This is a genomic window from Bradyrhizobium sp. LMTR 3 (assembly GCF_001693485.1).
Taxonomy (GTDB): domain Bacteria; phylum Pseudomonadota; class Alphaproteobacteria; order Rhizobiales; family Xanthobacteraceae; genus Bradyrhizobium.
Genome location: NZ_MAXC01000004.1, coordinates 195,225 through 211,306, shown reverse-complemented (window position 1 = coordinate 211,306; position 16,082 = coordinate 195,225). Strand labels below are relative to the sequence as shown.

Annotated in this window: 18 protein-coding genes; 9 read left to right on the top strand and 9 right to left on the bottom strand. The window is 62.2% G+C overall.

The features are described from left to right. The first annotated feature begins 102 nt into the window (after nt 1-102). The 3 genes from LMTR3_RS05285 to LMTR3_RS05275 all read left to right on the top strand — a co-directional run bounded on the left by LMTR3_RS05285 (nt 103) and on the right by LMTR3_RS05275 (nt 4,761). Nucleotides 103-2,130: a TRAP transporter permease gene (locus LMTR3_RS05285; protein WP_065744016.1), complete on the top strand. Its 2,028-nt coding sequence runs from the start codon at nt 103-105 to the stop codon at nt 2,128-2,130. A gap of 25 nt (nt 2,131-2,155) precedes the next feature. After that, entirely contained in the window at nt 2,156-3,115 is a 960-nt protein-coding gene (locus LMTR3_RS05280; protein WP_065744015.1) for a TAXI family TRAP transporter solute-binding subunit, read from the top strand. Nucleotides 3,116-3,543: 428 nt separating this feature from the next. Further along, a complete protein-coding gene (locus LMTR3_RS05275) occupies nt 3,544-4,761 on the top strand; it encodes an EAL domain-containing response regulator (protein WP_065744014.1) in 1,218 nt (405 codons plus the stop codon). A gap of 7 nt (nt 4,762-4,768) precedes the next feature. Here LMTR3_RS05275 and LMTR3_RS05270 read toward each other — a convergent pair whose 3' ends face one another. Beyond that, nucleotides 4,769-5,248: a hypothetical protein gene (locus LMTR3_RS05270; protein ID WP_065744056.1), complete on the bottom strand. Its 480-nt coding sequence runs from the start codon at nt 5,246-5,248 to the stop codon at nt 4,769-4,771. 197 nt (nt 5,249-5,445) lie between these two features. Here LMTR3_RS05270 and LMTR3_RS05265 point away from each other — a divergent pair, with 197 nt between their 5' ends. After that, nucleotides 5,446-5,751, top strand: coding sequence for a hypothetical protein (locus tag LMTR3_RS05265; protein ID WP_065744055.1), 306 nt, complete (start codon nt 5,446-5,448; stop codon nt 5,749-5,751). Between the two features lie 148 nt (nt 5,752-5,899). Here the strand turns inward: LMTR3_RS05265 and LMTR3_RS05260 are convergent, their stop codons facing one another. The 3 genes from LMTR3_RS05260 to LMTR3_RS05250 all read right to left on the bottom strand — a co-directional run bounded on the left by LMTR3_RS05260 (nt 5,900) and on the right by LMTR3_RS05250 (nt 8,931). Beyond that, the gene (locus LMTR3_RS05260) at nt 5,900-7,093 is read right to left on the bottom strand and encodes a hypothetical protein (RefSeq protein ID WP_065744013.1); all 1,194 of its coding nucleotides are present in this window, start codon (nt 7,091-7,093) and stop codon (nt 5,900-5,902) included. An 88-nt stretch (nt 7,094-7,181) separates the two neighbouring features. Next, on the bottom strand, nt 7,182-8,162 hold the full coding sequence (locus LMTR3_RS05255; protein ID WP_065744012.1) for a Bug family tripartite tricarboxylate transporter substrate binding protein: 981 nt from the start codon (nt 8,160-8,162) through the stop codon (nt 7,182-7,184). A gap of 139 nt (nt 8,163-8,301) precedes the next feature. Beyond that, complete coding sequence (locus LMTR3_RS05250) at nt 8,302-8,931, bottom strand: NUDIX hydrolase (protein WP_065744011.1); 630 nt, start codon at nt 8,929-8,931, stop codon at nt 8,302-8,304. A gap of 80 nt (nt 8,932-9,011) precedes the next feature. Here LMTR3_RS05250 and LMTR3_RS05245 point away from each other — a divergent pair, with 80 nt between their 5' ends. From LMTR3_RS05245 to LMTR3_RS05235, 3 genes are all read left to right on the top strand, one after another. Next, nucleotides 9,012-9,437, top strand: a complete 426-nt coding sequence (locus LMTR3_RS05245; protein WP_065744010.1) for a PaaI family thioesterase — start codon at nt 9,012-9,014, stop codon at nt 9,435-9,437. 133 nt (nt 9,438-9,570) lie between these two features. After that, nucleotides 9,571-10,593, top strand: coding sequence for an aldo/keto reductase (locus LMTR3_RS05240; protein WP_065744009.1), 1,023 nt, complete (start codon nt 9,571-9,573; stop codon nt 10,591-10,593). A 120-nt stretch (nt 10,594-10,713) separates the two neighbouring features. Continuing rightward, nucleotides 10,714-10,959, top strand: coding sequence for a PilZ domain-containing protein (locus LMTR3_RS05235; RefSeq protein WP_065744008.1), 246 nt, complete (start codon nt 10,714-10,716; stop codon nt 10,957-10,959). Between the two features lie 105 nt (nt 10,960-11,064). On the opposite strand, the gene LMTR3_RS05230 is transcribed toward LMTR3_RS05235, so the two are convergent. Then, a complete protein-coding gene (locus LMTR3_RS05230) occupies nt 11,065-11,355 on the bottom strand; it encodes a hypothetical protein (RefSeq protein ID WP_028348084.1) in 291 nt (96 codons plus the stop codon). 383 nt (nt 11,356-11,738) lie between these two features. Further along, a complete protein-coding gene (locus LMTR3_RS05225) occupies nt 11,739-11,927 on the bottom strand; it encodes a hypothetical protein (protein WP_028348083.1) in 189 nt (62 codons plus the stop codon). Nucleotides 11,928-12,062: 135 nt separating this feature from the next. Between LMTR3_RS05225 and LMTR3_RS05220 the strand changes: the two genes are divergently transcribed. Both LMTR3_RS05220 and LMTR3_RS05215 read left to right on the top strand, forming a co-directional pair. Continuing rightward, nucleotides 12,063-12,557: a YciE/YciF ferroxidase family protein gene (locus tag LMTR3_RS05220; RefSeq protein ID WP_065744007.1), complete on the top strand. Its 495-nt coding sequence runs from the start codon at nt 12,063-12,065 to the stop codon at nt 12,555-12,557. Between the two features lie 190 nt (nt 12,558-12,747). After that, entirely contained in the window at nt 12,748-13,038 is a 291-nt protein-coding gene (locus LMTR3_RS05215) for a hypothetical protein (protein ID WP_065744006.1), read from the top strand. Nucleotides 13,039-13,191: 153 nt separating this feature from the next. Here LMTR3_RS05215 and LMTR3_RS05210 read toward each other — a convergent pair whose 3' ends face one another. The 3 genes from LMTR3_RS05210 to LMTR3_RS05200 form a co-directional block, all read right to left on the bottom strand. Beyond that, a complete protein-coding gene (locus LMTR3_RS05210) occupies nt 13,192-14,430 on the bottom strand; it encodes a CHRD domain-containing protein (RefSeq protein WP_065744005.1) in 1,239 nt (412 codons plus the stop codon). A 462-nt stretch (nt 14,431-14,892) separates the two neighbouring features. After that, complete coding sequence (locus LMTR3_RS05205) at nt 14,893-15,315, bottom strand: DUF1810 domain-containing protein (RefSeq protein ID WP_065744004.1); 423 nt, start codon at nt 15,313-15,315, stop codon at nt 14,893-14,895. Beyond that, nucleotides 15,312-15,764, bottom strand: coding sequence for an NUDIX hydrolase (locus LMTR3_RS05200; RefSeq protein ID WP_065744003.1), 453 nt, complete (start codon nt 15,762-15,764; stop codon nt 15,312-15,314). Before LMTR3_RS05200 ends, LMTR3_RS05205 begins: the two co-directional genes overlap by 4 nt. Nucleotides 15,765-16,082: the final 318 nt, after the last annotated feature.

Genomic DNA, 16,082 nt, shown 5'->3' with positions numbered 1-16,082 from the left:
CGAAAAGCCCCTTGCCACCGCCACCCAAAACGGACTGAATGCGGCCCGCGAAGGAGGCCCGCCGCAATCGGGCCGGAAAGTTAACCGGTCCCCGGGGGAAGTATGGCCGTAGACAAGACAACGCCGCCCAATGACGAGGTCGTCACCGTTTCGGACGAAGCCTTGCACAAGGCGGAAGCCTACATCGAGGCGGAAGAAGGCGCGACCAACCGCCTGATGGGGTGGGCGGGAAGGATTTCGACCACGATTGCCGTGGTCATGAGCCTGTTTCACCTCTATGCGGCCTATGCCATCGTTCCGACCCAGGAGCTTCGCTACACCCACGTCGCCTTCACCTTGATCTTGAGCTTCCTGCTGTTTCCGCTGGCGACGCGGTTCCGCAACCGCGTGCGCTGGTGGGACGTCGTTCCCGGGATCGTCGCGGTAGCAACCGTCATCTACGCGCTATGGGGTGGCGAGGATTTTACCGACCGCGCCACCACGCCCGATCGCTGGGACGTGATCGTCGGCATCGTCTTCATCGTGATGCTGCTGGAAGCGACGCGCCGGACAACGGGCCCGATCATGCCGGTCGTGTCGCTGCTGTTCATTTCCTATGCGATGCTCGGTCCGTATCTGCCGGCGCCCTGGACCCATCGCGGCTACGATCTGGACCGCCTGGTCGGCCATCTCTTCATTACGCTGGAAGGCATTTTCGGCGTCGCAGTCGACGTATCGGCGACGCTGATCATCCTGTTCACGATCTACGGCGCATTCCTGCAGCATTCCGGAGCCGGCAAATTCTTCATCGATTTCTCGCTGGCCTTGATGGGCGGCAAGTCGAACAGCGCCGGCCGCACCGTCGTGCTGTCCTCGTTCCTGCTCGGCGGCCCCTCCGGATCGGGCGTCGCCACGACCGTAATGATCGGCACTGTGGCCTATCCGATGATGGCGAAGGCGGGCTTCGAGAGGAACGCCGCGGGCGGATTGCTCGCTGCCGGCGGGCTGGGCGCGATCCTGTCGCCGCCCGTACTCGGCGCCGCCGCGTTCCTGATCGCCGAGTTTCTCAAGATCAGCTATCTCGACGTCATCTGGATGGCGACCATCCCGACCTGTCTTTATTACATGTCGCTGTTATTCATGGTCGAGCTGGACGCCAAGAAATTCCACGCCAAGAACGTGACCTTCACGCCCGAGATGTCGCTCGGCCAGATGACCAGGCGGTACGGATTCCACTTCATCTCGCTGCTCGCCGTCGTCTTTTTCATGGTCATCGGCTACTCGCCGTCGCTATCGGTGTTCTACGCCATCGTCGTCACCTTTGCGCTGAGCTTCCTGCGCCGGGAGACCGCGCTGATGCCGAGCAAACTGGTGAAGGCACTGGCCGACGGCTCGATCGGCGCGCTCAATGCCGCGACCACCTGCGCCTGCGCCGGCATCGTCGTCGGCATCGTGACGCTGACCGGACTCGGCCTCAAGTTCTCGTCGATCGTCATCGCCTATGCCGGCGGCAGCCTGTTGCTGACGGCGATCTACACCGCGCTGATCGTCTGGGTTATCGGCCTCGCCGTGCCGGTGACGGCGTCCTACATCATCTGCGCGGTCATCGCCGCGCCCGCGCTGGTCAAGCTCGGCGTGCCTGATTACGCCGCGCATATGTTCATCTTCTACTATGCCGTCCTGTCGGAGGTCTCGCCGCCGACCGCCCTGTCGCCGTTCGCGGCGGCCGCCATCACCGGCGGCGATCCCTACAAGACCACGCTGCAGTCCTGGAAATATACGCTGCCGGCGTTCCTGGTGCCGTTCGTCTTCGTGCTCGATCCGCAGGGCGGCGGCCTACTGATGTCGATCCCCAAGGGCGGATCGTGGGTCGACATTCTCGAAATCACGATCAAGACAAGCTTGGGGCTGCTGGCGCTGGCTGCATTTGCCCAGAACTGGGCACTGCGACAAAATACAGCGGTCGAGCGCGGCCTGCTTCTGCTATCGGGATTGCTGCTGGTGTTCCCAAGCCTGATTGAGGCAATGGCCGAATGGATCATCGGACGCGATATCAGCTACACCTATGTGCCGGGCCTGATCATCGGTTTCGGCGTATTGCTGTGGCAGGCCAGAACGCGGTCGCCAGAGCGACCTGCGGTCACGACATAGAGAAGAAGCAATTGAGGAGACAAAAATGAGAAAGACCACAGCGATACTGGCGATGGCTCTGGGGCTCGCCTTGGCCGGCGCAGCCCATGCGCAGCAGAAAACCATGTCGATCGGCACCGGCGGCACCGGCGGCGTCTACTATCCGCTCGGCGGCGCGGTTGCCAACGTGCTCTCGAAAAACCTTCCCAACGTGCAGGCCACCGCCGAGGTCACCGGCGGCTCGGTCGACAATCTCAAGCTGATCGGCGCGGGAAAAAGCGAGCTTGCCTTCACCATGGCCGATGCCGCACTCGATGCTCTGCAAGGGCAGGACAAGTTCAAGAGCGGCAAGGTGCCGTTGCAGGCGCTGCTCGTGGTCTATCCGAACCGCATGCATGTGGTGACGGTGGAAGGCACCGGTATCCAGACCATGGCAGACCTCAAGGGCAAGCGCGTTTCGACGGGTTCACCCGGCAGCGCCACCGAGGTAATGGCATTCCGCGTCATCGAGGCAGCCGGCCTCGACAAGGACAAGGACATGAAGCGCGAGCGGCTCGGCGTCGCCGAATCCGTCAACGCGGTCAAGGACCGCAAGATCGACGCCTTCTTCTGGGTCGGCGGTATTCCGACCGCCGCAATCACCGATCTCGCGGCGACGCCGGGCATGAAAATGAAGCTGATCGACCATGGCGATCTGGCCGAGAAGATGAATGCCAAATACGGCAAGCTCTATTCTCCCGGAAAGATCAAGGCGGGCTCCTATCCCGGCTACGACAAGGATAACGCCATCACCGAAGTCTGGAATCTGATCGTTACCGGCGACAAGATGAGCAATGAAGACGCCTATACCATCGTCAAGACGCTGGTGGAAAAGAAGGCCGACATTGTTGCCGTGCACAAGGAAGCCGAAAGCTTCTCGCTCGACAACCAGGTGCAGGAGCGCTCGCCGATCCCGTTCCATCCTGGCGCGTTGAAGTACTTCAAGGAGAAGGGCATCGGCGGCTAAGGCTGCGTGCTGGAGCTAATTCGGCCTGCTTCATCAGTGACCGCGGTCTGCCGAGGACCGCGGTCATTCTTTTGGCCGATGAAAGGGTTGTGAGCGCTGCGGCATTGCTGCTCCTGCGAGGGAGCGTTCGGGCGCCGTTCGCTGAGCCACGAACATCGCGGCGCCGGCGAGCGACCACAGGCGTTAACACGCGAGGCTGATCAAATGTTGTCCAAGCCGGGCATCAGCGCGTCGAAGCCGATGAAATGACCCCGTCGAGTCGCCCGGGCGCTGGTTGGCTGCGCTGCGGCAACAGTTTCCCTAAAATTTTATTCTTGTCGGCTGCTTTAACCCTACTGAAGTAATCATGTGACCTGCCGCAAAATTCCATGATTGCGACCGCAACGCCGATGTACCACTGGCGTTGGGGTAGCTAGCGGGAGGGTGGCATGGAGCAAATCAACTTTGTCGAGTATTCGCGCGCGGCGCACTTTGGGCATCGGAAGCTGGCGCCCAGAGCGTGCGTCGTCGACAGCAAAAAGCACCTCCGATTGTTTCTTTCCGACGCTCTCGAGGATCTCGGGTTCGTCACCTGTGAATGCGGCCAGGCCGGCGATTTGGCAGGCGTACTGCAGGCGGAGCAGCCGGACCTGATCGTGCTCAGCGTGTGCGCCGACGGGATCAATGTCGGCGAAATTCTCGAGGCAATTGTCCGAAAAAATTTCGGCGGCAAGGTTCTCGTGATCGGTCAACCCGACACGATCATGGTTAAGGCCGTCAGGCAAATTGGCGAAGAATACGGCATTGCCATGCTGCCCTCCCTGCCGACGCCGTTCGGCGCGGCGAGCCTGCGCGCCAGCCTAGCGACGCTGCTGCCTGCCGAGCCGGCGCCAAGCCCGGCCGTCGACGTCGCCGAGGCGTTGAAGGCTGGCTGGCTCGAATTGTGGTATCAGCAGAAGATCAACACACGCACGCTGGTCCCCGGCGGAGCGGAGGCGCTGGTCCGGATGCGGCATCCTGCCTGGGGCGTGGTCCCACCGGCCTACTTCATTCCCGACGACAAGGATCCGCATTTTTGCCAGCTTTCCGAATTCGTGATCGGCCGCGCGATCGAGGACTGGCGCTATCTGCTGGAGAGCCAGGGCCCGGTCGACCTCTCGATCAACCTGCCGATATCGTTCTTCGACGACGCAGCGGCGGTGCGCGATCTGTGCCGCGCAATGCCTGCCCACCCCGCGTTCGGCGGACTTTTGATCGAAATCAACAGCAGCGAGGTGGTCGACCATCCTGATCTCGCAGTGGACACCGCAAGACGGTTGCGCCTGCACAATATCGCGATCGCCATCGACAATGTCGGCGCGGAATGGCCGTCGCTGCTGGAGCTTCGGAGCTTCCCGTTCGTCGAGTTGAAGGTCGACCAGCAATACGTCAAGGGCTGCGCCGACGATCGGCTGAAGCAGACGGTATGCCGAAGCATCGTCGAACTGGCCCGAGACAACGGCGCTCGCGCCGTCGCCCAGGGCATCGAGACGCGCGCCGATTATCTTGCCGCGCACGACATGGGATTCGATCTGATCCAGGGCCATCTGTTCGGCAAGCCCGTCGGGGTGCGCAAATTCGCGCGCTCGCGCCCTCAGCTTGCTGCCGGCCCCGAGAAGGCTCTCTGAGCGAGGCTCACTCGAACTTCATGTCGATGCATTTCGCGATGTCGGAGCCGAGACCGGACGAGATGATGATGCAGCCGCGCACCTTCAGATTATTGTTGTCGCTGGCCCAGATCGCATAGCCGCCGGGGCCGAAGAACGAATTGGTATTCGGCGGCTCGGTCTCGGTGGCATCGAACGAATAGTTCGCGTCGGTATCGAAGATGCGGGGCTTCTTGGTGCAGCCGCCGTCGGCCTGCACGTTGATGACTTCCTTGTTGTCCCGCGTCAGCGCCATCGAGACCTGGCAGCGGAAATACTCTGACGTCTTGGTGTTGAACACGTAAGCATAGGATTTGCAGGTCGAGGTGTTGAGCTTGCCCGCACTCAAGCCCCGGCTGCAGGCGATCCGTTGGTTGTTGGACAGCTTGAAATTGTCAGCCTCTGCCGCTTGAGCCGGCGTCATGAATGCTAGCGCAACACCAAGACCGATCTTCATGACGTGGTTCATCCTGACCATCCCTATGACGTTTTTCGCAATGCATGCTTGTCGCCGGAAAGCGAACATAGTCGCGAAGTCGGACGCGGGAAATCACAAAGTCTCAAGGGCCGTGTGATGCGTCGAAGGTGGCAATTGACGGCGTAAGGCCGTTCGTGATTTGTTCAAAACGTGGGACAGAAGCCGAAGGCTCACGGGGAGGATGGATGATGACGTGCATTTCAACGAAGACGGTTTTGACGGTGGCCATCCTGGCGGGCTTTTCGACCGGCGCATTGGCGCAAGGCGCCGCACCAACGCCTTGGGAATTGAAGTCGGACATGGGCTACGCCTACGGCAGGGACGGCAAGACGCTCGCCTACAAGCTGGGCACGAACAATGCGGGCCTGCTGCTCAAGGGGGCCAAGAAGGTGCCGAAGGGCACATTGTTCTTCATCGGCCAGAATGGACAGCTCTACATGCGGTCCGGCCCCTATCTGGAAGGCGACGGCAAGTTCATGTTCGGGTCAGAGTGAACTTTCTTCCTTCTCCCCTTGTGGGAGAAGGTGGCTTCGCGGAACGCGAAGACGGATGAGGGGTCTGTCTCCGCGGAGAGAGCCCCTCATCCGGCGCGGATTTCATCCGCGCCACCTACTCCCACAAGGGGAGAAGGGCAGAGGCAACCTAAAACGCCGTCGCCAACTCCTTCGCGCCGGGCTTGCTGGAGTTGAAATCCATCCGCTCGTCGGTGATCGCCAATAGTTTCGCCACCGTGTTATGGCGGATTGCGACCGGGTTACGCTCGTAGCCCCCGCGCTGGAAAAAATTCGAGGTCGGCACCTGCTCGCGCATCGCCTGCGGCATGGTGACCATGTCGAGGCCGGTGCCGTCGCCGGTTAGGTTCATCATTTCGAGTTCGGCCGCGGTCAGCGGCCGATTATAGCCCTTGATGCGCGCGAAATGGACCGATGTCAGCAGCTTGTGGGTCTGCAGCATCGGTCCGACGTCGACATCGAGCACCATGGCGTGCACAGCCCAGCCCTGCGGGGTATTGGCGAGCTTCTCATGCTCGGACCAGGTATCCGGCACGGTGCGCGTAAACGCCACCATCCTTTTCAGGACGGCAAGCTTGTGGTCCATCGCCTTGCGCGGCGCACCCGACAGCGTCGCGGCCCTTGCCGTCAGTTCCTTGATGATCTCGTGGCCCTGTTCGGCCAAAAGCTCGACGCTGTTGGTGGTGAGCAACTGATTGTAGCCGATCGCGGTCGAGATCGCGCGCGAGCCCGGTTTCGAGGGGTTCAGCCCCGACTGCATGTCGTAATTGCCGTTACCGCCGGTCTCGAACGAGTAGACCCGCACCGCCTGCTCGCGCGTTAGTCCCGCGGCCAACGCGTAGCGGGCATAGGCGCGCTTGAATTCGACTTCGGTTGCCGGCCGTTGCGGCGTGAACTGGAAATGCTCGGCAGCCGCTTTGAGAAAATCGGCAACCACCGGCAGCGGCTTGCGCTCGCGCGGCGGCTTTTCTTCTTCCGGTTCCGGACTGACCGGGCGCTTCGGACCGGTGTAGACCGGCGGCTGCGTCAGCACGTAATCGTTGAGCGTGATGGCCTGGCGTTCCCGGCGCTTGGCGTTGCGGCCCTTTCGCTTCTCGGAGACTGAGGCCCAATAGGCGCCCGCCTGCTCTTCGAAGGCGGCGCGGGCCTCCTGATACTCTTTCAGCTTGCGACGGTAGTCGGCCATCGCCTGCGGCGAGGCGGCTTGCGCCATGGCGTCGGCGGTTGAGGGAGGGAGCGGCTGCGTTGCCACGGCAGGCGGCGCACTCGCGAGCAGCGCGAGCGCAGCTAATCCGGAACCCATGCGAATCAATGGCAGGCGCATCGTATCGTTGTAGCAAGCGCCGCCGCGATGTCAGCCCCGAAAGGGAGCGACACTTTTTCATTCTCCCACAAGGGGAGAAGGGAGAAAGTCACTCCTGCTCGACGCCGCTGGCCTTCACTAGCTGCGACCACTTCTTCTCGTCCTTGTCGATGAACGCCGCATAGTCTTCCGGCGTGCCGGGGGTGATTTCGGTGCCGTCATTGCCCAACTGCTTCTTCACCTCGTCGGAAGCGAGCGCGTCGCGCAGGGCCTTGTTGAGCTTGTCGACGATCGGCCGCGGCGTGCCGGCAGGCGCGACGAGGCCGTAGTAGAGCGAAGCGTCGAAGCCGGCTAGCCCCGCCTCCATCAGCGTCGGCACGTCGGGCAACAGGCTCGACCGCGTGGTGCTGCTGACCGCAAGTGCGCGCAATTTGCCGGCGGAGACGTTGGCGTGCGAGGCCGGGATCGGCGCGAAGGCCATCGGGATATGGCCGCCGAGGAGATCGGTCAACGCCGGGCCGGTGCCCTTGTAGGGGATATGCACCAGCCTGATGCCGGCGGCGCGGGCGAAATATTCGCCGGTGATGTGGCTGGCGGTGCCGGCGCCGGCCGATCCGAAATTGACCTTGTCGGGATTGGCCTTCGCATAGGCAATCAATTCGGCGACACTCTTTGGCGGGAATGATGGATGCAACACGAGCGAATTCGGTGCGTTGCCGATCATGCCGATCGGCGCAAAATCCTTGCGCGGATCGTAGCCGGGATTCTTGTAGAGCGAGGGGCCTATGGCGAGCGTGCCGGTGTAGCCCAATAGCAGCGTGTAGCCATCGGGATCGCTTTTCGCGACCGCCTTGGTGCCGACCGTACCGCCGGCGCCGGGACGGTTGTCGACTACCACCTTCTCACCGAGCATCTCGCTCATTTTGTCGGCAATGGCGCGGCCGACGATCGAGGTGCTGCCGCCGGGCGCGAATGGAATGACCAGCGTGATGGCGCGGGCCGGATAGGTTTGAGCGTGCGAAACGTCTGTTGCTGCGCTCAGGCCGAGTATGGCGGCCGCGATGCAAAGCCACTTTCTCCCGATGGACATGGTGGGGCGACTCCCGGATATGTTCTTCTTCTTTGACGCAGCTATCGTCTCCGAAACCACCAACATCCGCAACCCGCGCTGCGTGAGCACGCTCTCTCACATGGTGAGATGAGCAGCCGTTTCGGTAGCGGCGCCGACCTTATTTCCAGGCGAACACCGGCTGCTCCAGTTCGGCCACACGGGTCTCGCGACCCGCCAGCACTTCGGCAAACTGATAGATCAGCGCCGCCGTTGGCGCGTGGATGTGCTGGCCGGCATGGCGGAAGCGGATCACGCGCCGCGTGCTTTCGGGAATCCTGGTGAAGCTGAAGACATCGGCTCGCTCGATGTCGTCGAGCGCGACGCGGTGCACCGAGGCGACCTCCGCCGGATTGGGGACGATATCGGCGCTCGTGCCGACCCAGACCACCACCGGCGTGATCAGATAGCCTGAGCGCGTCGGGTAATCGTCGAGCAGGCCCAGCACATCGCTTTCGCCGAGGCCGACGCCGAGTTCTTCGTGGAGCTCGCGCAACGCGGCCTGCGCCGGCATCTCGCCGTGGTCGCAGCGCCCGCCCGGCAACGCCCATTGGGCGGCATGGGCGCGCAGGCTTGCGGCGCGGCGGGTCAACAGAAATGTGGTGCCCGGGCCGCTCTCGGCTTCCGTCAGCGCGATGGCGACCGCGGCGCGCTTCAGCTCAGGCTCTGCGCGCTCCGAGGGCACCCGCGTAAATGCCGCGCAAAGCTCCGCAATATTCCGCCGTGTGGTATCGTCAAATGGCCTGGCCATCCCGCTTGACTACAACACCAGCGCATCAGATGAAATGACCCCGGACAGCAAGATAGCCCGCAGGAAACGGAAAGCACGACATGACAGTGAAGGCCGCGGACAAGCTAAAATCCGACGGCTGGAAGATCGTCGAAACCTCCGGCTTCCTGCACCTGATCGGCCCGCTGTGGCAGCGCGTCGTCGACGGCGCGCATGAATACGCGCTTGCCACCGAGGACAAGCACCACAATCGCCGCGGCCTGGTGCAAGGCGGCGTCATCATGACCTTCGCCGACCGCACCTGCGGCATGACCGCCCGCTTCGTCTCGGGCAAGCCGACGCTGGCGACCGTGCAGCTCGATACGCACTTTGTCGAAGCCGGCAAGATCGGAGAGGTTTTGGTGTCGAAGCCGCACGTGGTGCGCTCCACCCGCAGCCTTATTTTCATCACGACCGAAGTGACGGTCGACAAACGCTGTATCGCGATGGCGAGCGGCGTGTTCAAGATATTGAAGAGTGAGGGTTAGACGCCGTCATTCCGGGGCGATGCGCAGCATCGAACCCGGAATCTCGAGATTCCCCGATGCGCAATTGCGCATCTGAGGTCTGGTGCTGACGCACCATCCCGGAATGACGGCCCAGGATGGAGGACCTACCCCAATGCAATACCGCCAACTCGGCCGCAGCGGCCTGAAGATTTCACCGATCTGCCTGGGCACCATGATGTTCGGCGGCCCGACCGACGAAGCCACGTCGTCGCGCATCATTGCGAAAGCGCGCGAGGCCGGCGTCAACTTCATCGACACCGCGGATGCCTATAATGGCGGCCAGTCCGAGCAGGTGGTCGGCCGTGCCATTTCAAACAACCGCACGAACTGGATTCTGGCGACAAAGCTCGCCAACCAGATCGGCGACGATCCCAATCGCGGCGGGCTGTCGCGGCGCTGGGTGATGCAGGCCGCGGACGAAAGCCTGCAACGGCTCGGCACCGATTTCATCGACATCTATTATTTGCACAAGGAGGACCACGCGACGCCGCTGGAGGAGACGGTGCGCGCGATGGGCGATTTGATGCGCCAGGGAAAGATCCGCTATTTTGGCGTCTCCAACTACCGCGCCTGGCGCGTCGCCGAGATCTGCAACATCTGCGACAACAACGGCATCGATCGCCCGATCGTCAGCCAGCCCTATTACAACGCCATGAACCGGATGCCGGAGGTCGAGCACTTTCCGGCTTGCGGCTATTACGGCCTCGGCATCGTGCCCTATAGCCCCTTGGCGCGCGGGGTGCTGACCGGCAAGTACAGGCCGGATGCGGCGCCCGGCCAGGACACGCGTGCGGGGCGCGCCGACAAGCGCATGATGCAGACCGAATGGCGGCCGGAATCGCTGCAGCTCGCCCAGGAGATCAAGCGGCACGCCGAAGCGCGCGGCATCACCGCCGGGCAATTCGCGGTTTCATGGGTGCTGAACTCGTCATTCGTGAGCGGGGTGATCGCGGGCCCGCGGACCGAACAGCAATGGGATGACTATCTCCAAGCGCTCGACTATCGCTTCACGGCGGAGGACGAGGCGCTGGTCGACCGGCTGGTGGTGAGCGGCCATCCCTCGACGCCGGGATTCAATGACCCGGCCTACCCGATCGAGGGCCGGCGGGCGCGAACGGACGACCAAGCTCGATGAGCGGAAGCGGCGGTTCCGCGGCGACCCACGACTTGGCGTTGCATCCGGGGTAGAACGCTCGGTAACGGGATAGTAACCTCGCCCGTAGAAACTCCCCTGTTCAGAAGGGAGGTCCATGTGGTGGACGAGCACAGAATAGCACCACGACGTCGGCTCTTGAAGTCGGGCAAGATTTCGTTTGGCGGCGGCGCCGTCATCGATTGCACGGTGCGCAATCTCTCCGAAACCGGCGCTGCGCTCCAAGTGAGTTCCCCGGTCGGCATTCCCGAACGCTTCACGCTGGTGATCGAAGCCGACCACATCCATGTGCCGTGCCGCGTCGTCTGGCGAAAAGAGACGCGGATCGGGGTTCATTTCGAAACCTGACTCGTTCGAAACCTGCCTCGCGCACTCCAGCAATCGCCGCGCGCGGCACGCGACCGCGCACGACAAATCGTCTGAAACACACGCCGAGTCCCGGACTCGAAGAGTTCAGTGTCTGGATTCGAGACTGACGATCACGCCTGTCGGCTCGGGCTCGTGTGGCGACAATTTCGTCAGCGTCTCATCGCTCCAATAAGCAAGGTTTACGATCATGCCGATTGTGGTTTCCCGCTCGGAAGCCTCGGTCGGCTCCAGGACGTTGAGCCCGCCGCTGTCGAGGAAGAATGTATGATCCCCAAACATGCTGGCTAGCTGCGGAACCACCGGATGATCGTCGGGAAGCGCCTGGGCTTCGAATTGCGTCAGAGCGCGTTCCACCTGTGCCGAGTTCAATTTCATGCACGATCTCCTTACTTGGCTTCTGGTTGGTGAGCACCGCGTGACGGCCTTGACCGCGCGCGGCTCTTCTGCGGAGGGAATTGACGTCAAGCGTGTCGGATCCTGATCGCTCGTCCCCACCGGCGCCGCGCGCCGGCTCGCAGCTTCGCTTTCAATTCCGCAAGCACGCCGAATTGAAGTCGGGACAGTGGTGCCTCTTGGCGCCGCTTCAAGCCGGCAACGAAATTAAATTCGCAATGTTCCGCAGAAAGGCATTTTGAAATCGCAGGGAACCAGGCGGAGAAGTTCCGGCGATCCTGACGGCCCGCGATCGCTATCGACCGGTGCGACAGGTGCGGGGCAGTTCTTTCGAACGGCCGCCGGCATCGCGTGACTGCCGCCGGCTATTTCCCGTCGGGAATGGGATGGCGCCTTGCCAGTTCGTCGAGCGGCAGATGCGCTTCCTCGTCGCTCAGCGCAAAACGGACGATGACATCCTGACGGCCGACCTGCCCCCAAAGCCCGTCCGATGACCATTTCTGCGGCGCAGGCCCTCGCAGGCCTTCCACCCAGACAAAGTACCATTCCGTCATCGCAGCACCTCCTGGGTCTTCGATCAGGTCTCTTCGATCAGGTCTTGGAGATCAGATCTTGGACCGGAACCAGATGCGTCGTGGCCTCGTTGGAATGATATCGCCTCATAAGCATCCTGAGAGAAGGATTTCGCCATGGAGATCAAGAATTTCAAGGACATGTACATTGCCGAACTGCAGGAACTGGTGAGCGTCGAGGACCAACTTGCGGAAGCCCTGCTGCGGATGGCGGCGGCGGCATCCCACCCGGCACTCAAGGACGCGCTGGTGGACCATCACGCGGAGACGGTCACGCAGAAGGGCCGCCTTGTGGCGATCCTTCGCCAGCATGGCGCAGATCCGACGGCGCATGTCGACCAGGCCATGGAGGCGCTCATCCGCGAGACCCGGAAGATGCTCGGCATGCTGGCGGGCGACGATCTTCGCGATGCCGGCCTGATCGCATCCGCCCAGAAGCTCGAGCACTATGAAATCGCTGCCTACGGCTCGGCCGCCGCGCTGGCCGGGCAGTTGGAATTGCGCAACGACCAGGCGACGCTGCACGAGAGCCTGATGGAAGAGAAAGAGATCGATGCGCTGCTCACCGATATCGCCAAGGGCGAGGTCAATCCGGATGCGCTGGCGGCGTGATTATGGGGGCTGCCGGCGCTCGCAAATGCTCAAACCGCGCCAGCACGAGGTGCAGCGTCCGCGCATGTGACGCCGCCGCTCAGGACGTCGACACGCGCCGACAGCATTAGCTGAGCGCGCTACATTCAGGTTCGGTTGAACCTTCTCCGGCCCGGCGACGACAATCCGGATCATAGAGGATTGTCGGATAATGAATTCGCCACAGCCGGCCGCACGGTCTGCATCGAACGCCAGCCCTTTCCGCCGCATCGCCGCCGCGGTGATTCTCGGCGGGCTGGTCTTTACCGTGCTGTGGATCGTGGCGTTCGGCATGGTCACCTCAATGCTGATCGGAGCCGGTTGCTGCGTCGTAATCGTTGCAGCAAGCTCCGCATCGGATCTGGTCGAAATGCTGCTCAATGCTTTGGCCGCCGTTATCTTCGGCGTGCTGGCCGTCATCGCAGCGATCTTCGGCGCGATCTTCAGCGTGTTCGGGATTTAGGCCCGCCGATCCTTTGCTCCGTCATCTCAGGAATAAGCGCGCTGCGCTAACTCGTGAGATGACGGAGAAGCTTTGGAAGGCAGCGCGAGACGACGGACAATCGCCAAGGGGGAGCCGGAGGCGGGCCGTAGATCCCAGCCCGCCTCCGCGACCTCAAGCGGTCACGAGGAAATTAGCGGCGTTCAACTCGGTCGGAAGAAGACCCAGGAACAGCACCTGATTGCCCTCGCCGAGATCAAGGGTGGTGCCCGAAGCGGCCGCGCTCAGATTGTCCAGCGGGTCGAAGTCAGCTCCAAAGCCTTCCAACACCACGAGGTCCTGCGTTACGTCGAAGTCGGTAATGGTATCATTGCCTGGTTCAGACTCGCGAAAGAGGAACTGATCGGCTCCACCGAAACCGGCGAGGTTGTCGTCGCCGGCGCCGCCTTCGATCGTATCACCGGCATTGCCGCCGATGATGGTGTCATTGCCGCGGTCTCCGAACAGGCGGTCGGGCGCGTGATCCGCCAATTGCTGGTTGGCGACCGCCCGGATGAGGTCGTCACCGTTACCACCAAAGATCGTGTCGGCCGCAACGTCGCCGCCTCGCAGCGTGTCATTCCCGGCGTCTCCAAACACGACATCGCCCGTAGGGTCGTTCCAGGCGATGAAGTCATCGCCGGCACCGCCGAAGACTGTATCGGCTCCGGCCATGCCGCCGACGGTATCGTTGCCTTGACCACCGAAAACCAGGTCATTGCCGGCGCCTGTATTGATATCGTCGTCTCCCTGGCCGCCCCTGATAATGTCGTCGCCGTCGCCGCCTTCAAGTCTGTCGTTCCCGGCAAGGCCGCGGATGATGTCATTGCCGCCGAGCCCGGGAAGAAAATCGTCGCCCGGCGTTCCGACGACAACGTTGTCGTTGTCATCTGCGATGGCGATCAACTGACCCCGGATCTCGCCTCCTTCAAATTGGTTGGTATGGACGTTGAAATAGATCGGGATCTCCGTTCCCACCGGAGCTGAGCCCAATTCGTCGGCGAAGTCTGTGATTGGAACGCTGGCGGGGTCCGTCGTCTCCCATCGACCACTGACCATCCAGGAGCCGTCCGCATTCAGCGCGATGTTGAGATCATCCTCGTCCTGGGCCGGGTTGATCAGCCCGAAGACAACGGGCCCGTTTACTCCGCGCACCTGGTTGTGAAAATGCGTGGAGATGACATCATCGTCGGTCGACGGCGTCTGGGCGGGACCGCCCGTAATCGGGCCGTAATCGACGCCCTCGATCCGAAACGTATAGCTCGCGGCAATTTCCGTGCTGTCAAAGATGACGGTGCCGAGACCGCTTGCAGCCGAGTCGTTCGGGGGGACTTCCTGAGTGCCTTCGAGAACCACGCGGAATGCTGTGGACATGAGAGCCTCCTCTGCTTTTTGCGCAGCAGGTCGGCGGCCAGCGACGCCGGCCTGCACATGTGACAGATGTTGCACCCGGCTCGCGCCGGCATGGATCAGGCGCCGCGTCGCTCCGCTATCGCGGAATCGGCGCGTTGTCCTTCTCGCGGTATTTCGGCCGAGAACAAGGGATCGCTGGATCGCGCCAACTAAGGTCCGCCGCTTTAGGCCCTCGACCGGGCGCTATTGTGATCGTTTATTCCGATCGACACATTGTGATTGCAATGTTCGGTTGCCGACGCTGAACTTGGTTCTCGTGCCACCCAGCGTGCACATCTCGATGGAACCATTAGCAAGTAGCCCGCATGAGCCAACGGGTCGCGAGAATGCGCGCCCGATGACAGGCTCCGCGACATGCGGGGATCGGTACTACCTCAACCTGGATTATCGCTTTGCTCATCCGGGGCTACGTTTGCTTAGGCCCTAACCGCCAAGCAGCTCGAGCGTTCGACGATCGGCCACACCGCCATAGTATTTGGCGATCGCGGCAGGAAACGCGGGATCGGAAGACACCGCGGCGAACAAGGTCATCGACGAGCGAAACTTCAGATCGTCAGGGCTGCCGAGAATCTCCCGGATGGCCTTGCCTTCAACGGCGTTGACGAGAGCGGTGCATTCGAGAAGCCGAGGCCCCAGGATATCGTGCTTGAGATAGGCGATCGCCTCGTCGCGCGAGGCGATCGCATAGCGCTGCGCCATGTCGCTAAAGCCGAGACCGGCGAGCTGAGGGAAGATGAACCACATCCAGTGGCTTTGCTTGCGGCCACGGCTCAACTCGGCCACGACGCGCTGGTAAACCGGCGCTTGCGCATCCACAAAACGCTTCAGATCAAACGGATCATTCATGGCGGCGTTCCTGATTGGCCGACAAGGTCGGCAAGGCGATCGAGCAGCGGCCGCTGGCCTTCGATAATCTTCGCCCGTGCCGCCGCGAGGTCAAACCATTCCGCGCGATCGATCTCCGGGAATGTCTGCATCTTGCCGCTTCTCGGCGGCCATTCGATCTCAAACGTATTGCTCCGGATGGCGTGAACATCGAGATCGCCTTCGACGGCGAAGGCGATCACCCGCTTTCCAGCACGCTGGCGAATTTCGCCCAGCGGCTCGAGTGGCTGACCCGCAAGCACGACGCCGGTTTCTTCGGCGAATTCACGCCTCGCAACGGCGCTGGCATCCTCCTCTCCGTCCATCTCTCCCTTCGGGATCGACCATGCGCCCTCGTCCTTGCGTCGCCAGTAAGGTCCGCCCGGATGCACAAGGAGGACTTCCAGCCCCGTCCCGCTGCAACGGTACATCAGGATGCCCGCGCTGAGGGGTGATCGACGTGCCGCCTTCAATGATCCTTGCTCCAGCAACTAGCCCGCATGAGCAAAGCGATATGCGGGGATCGGTACAACCAAAACCCGGATGTCGCTTCGCTCATCCGGGCTACGCTTGCTAGAAGACGGTATGACACGTTGGACCGCAAGTCTCGTCACAGTGTTGCTGGTGGCCTCTCCTGCCGTTGCGGACGCGCAGGAGAACTGCGAAGCGATACCGCGCGGACCAGCACGCACAGATTGCTATCTCGCCATAAGTCAATTCTATCGTGCGCAATCTGATCTTGCCGCGGA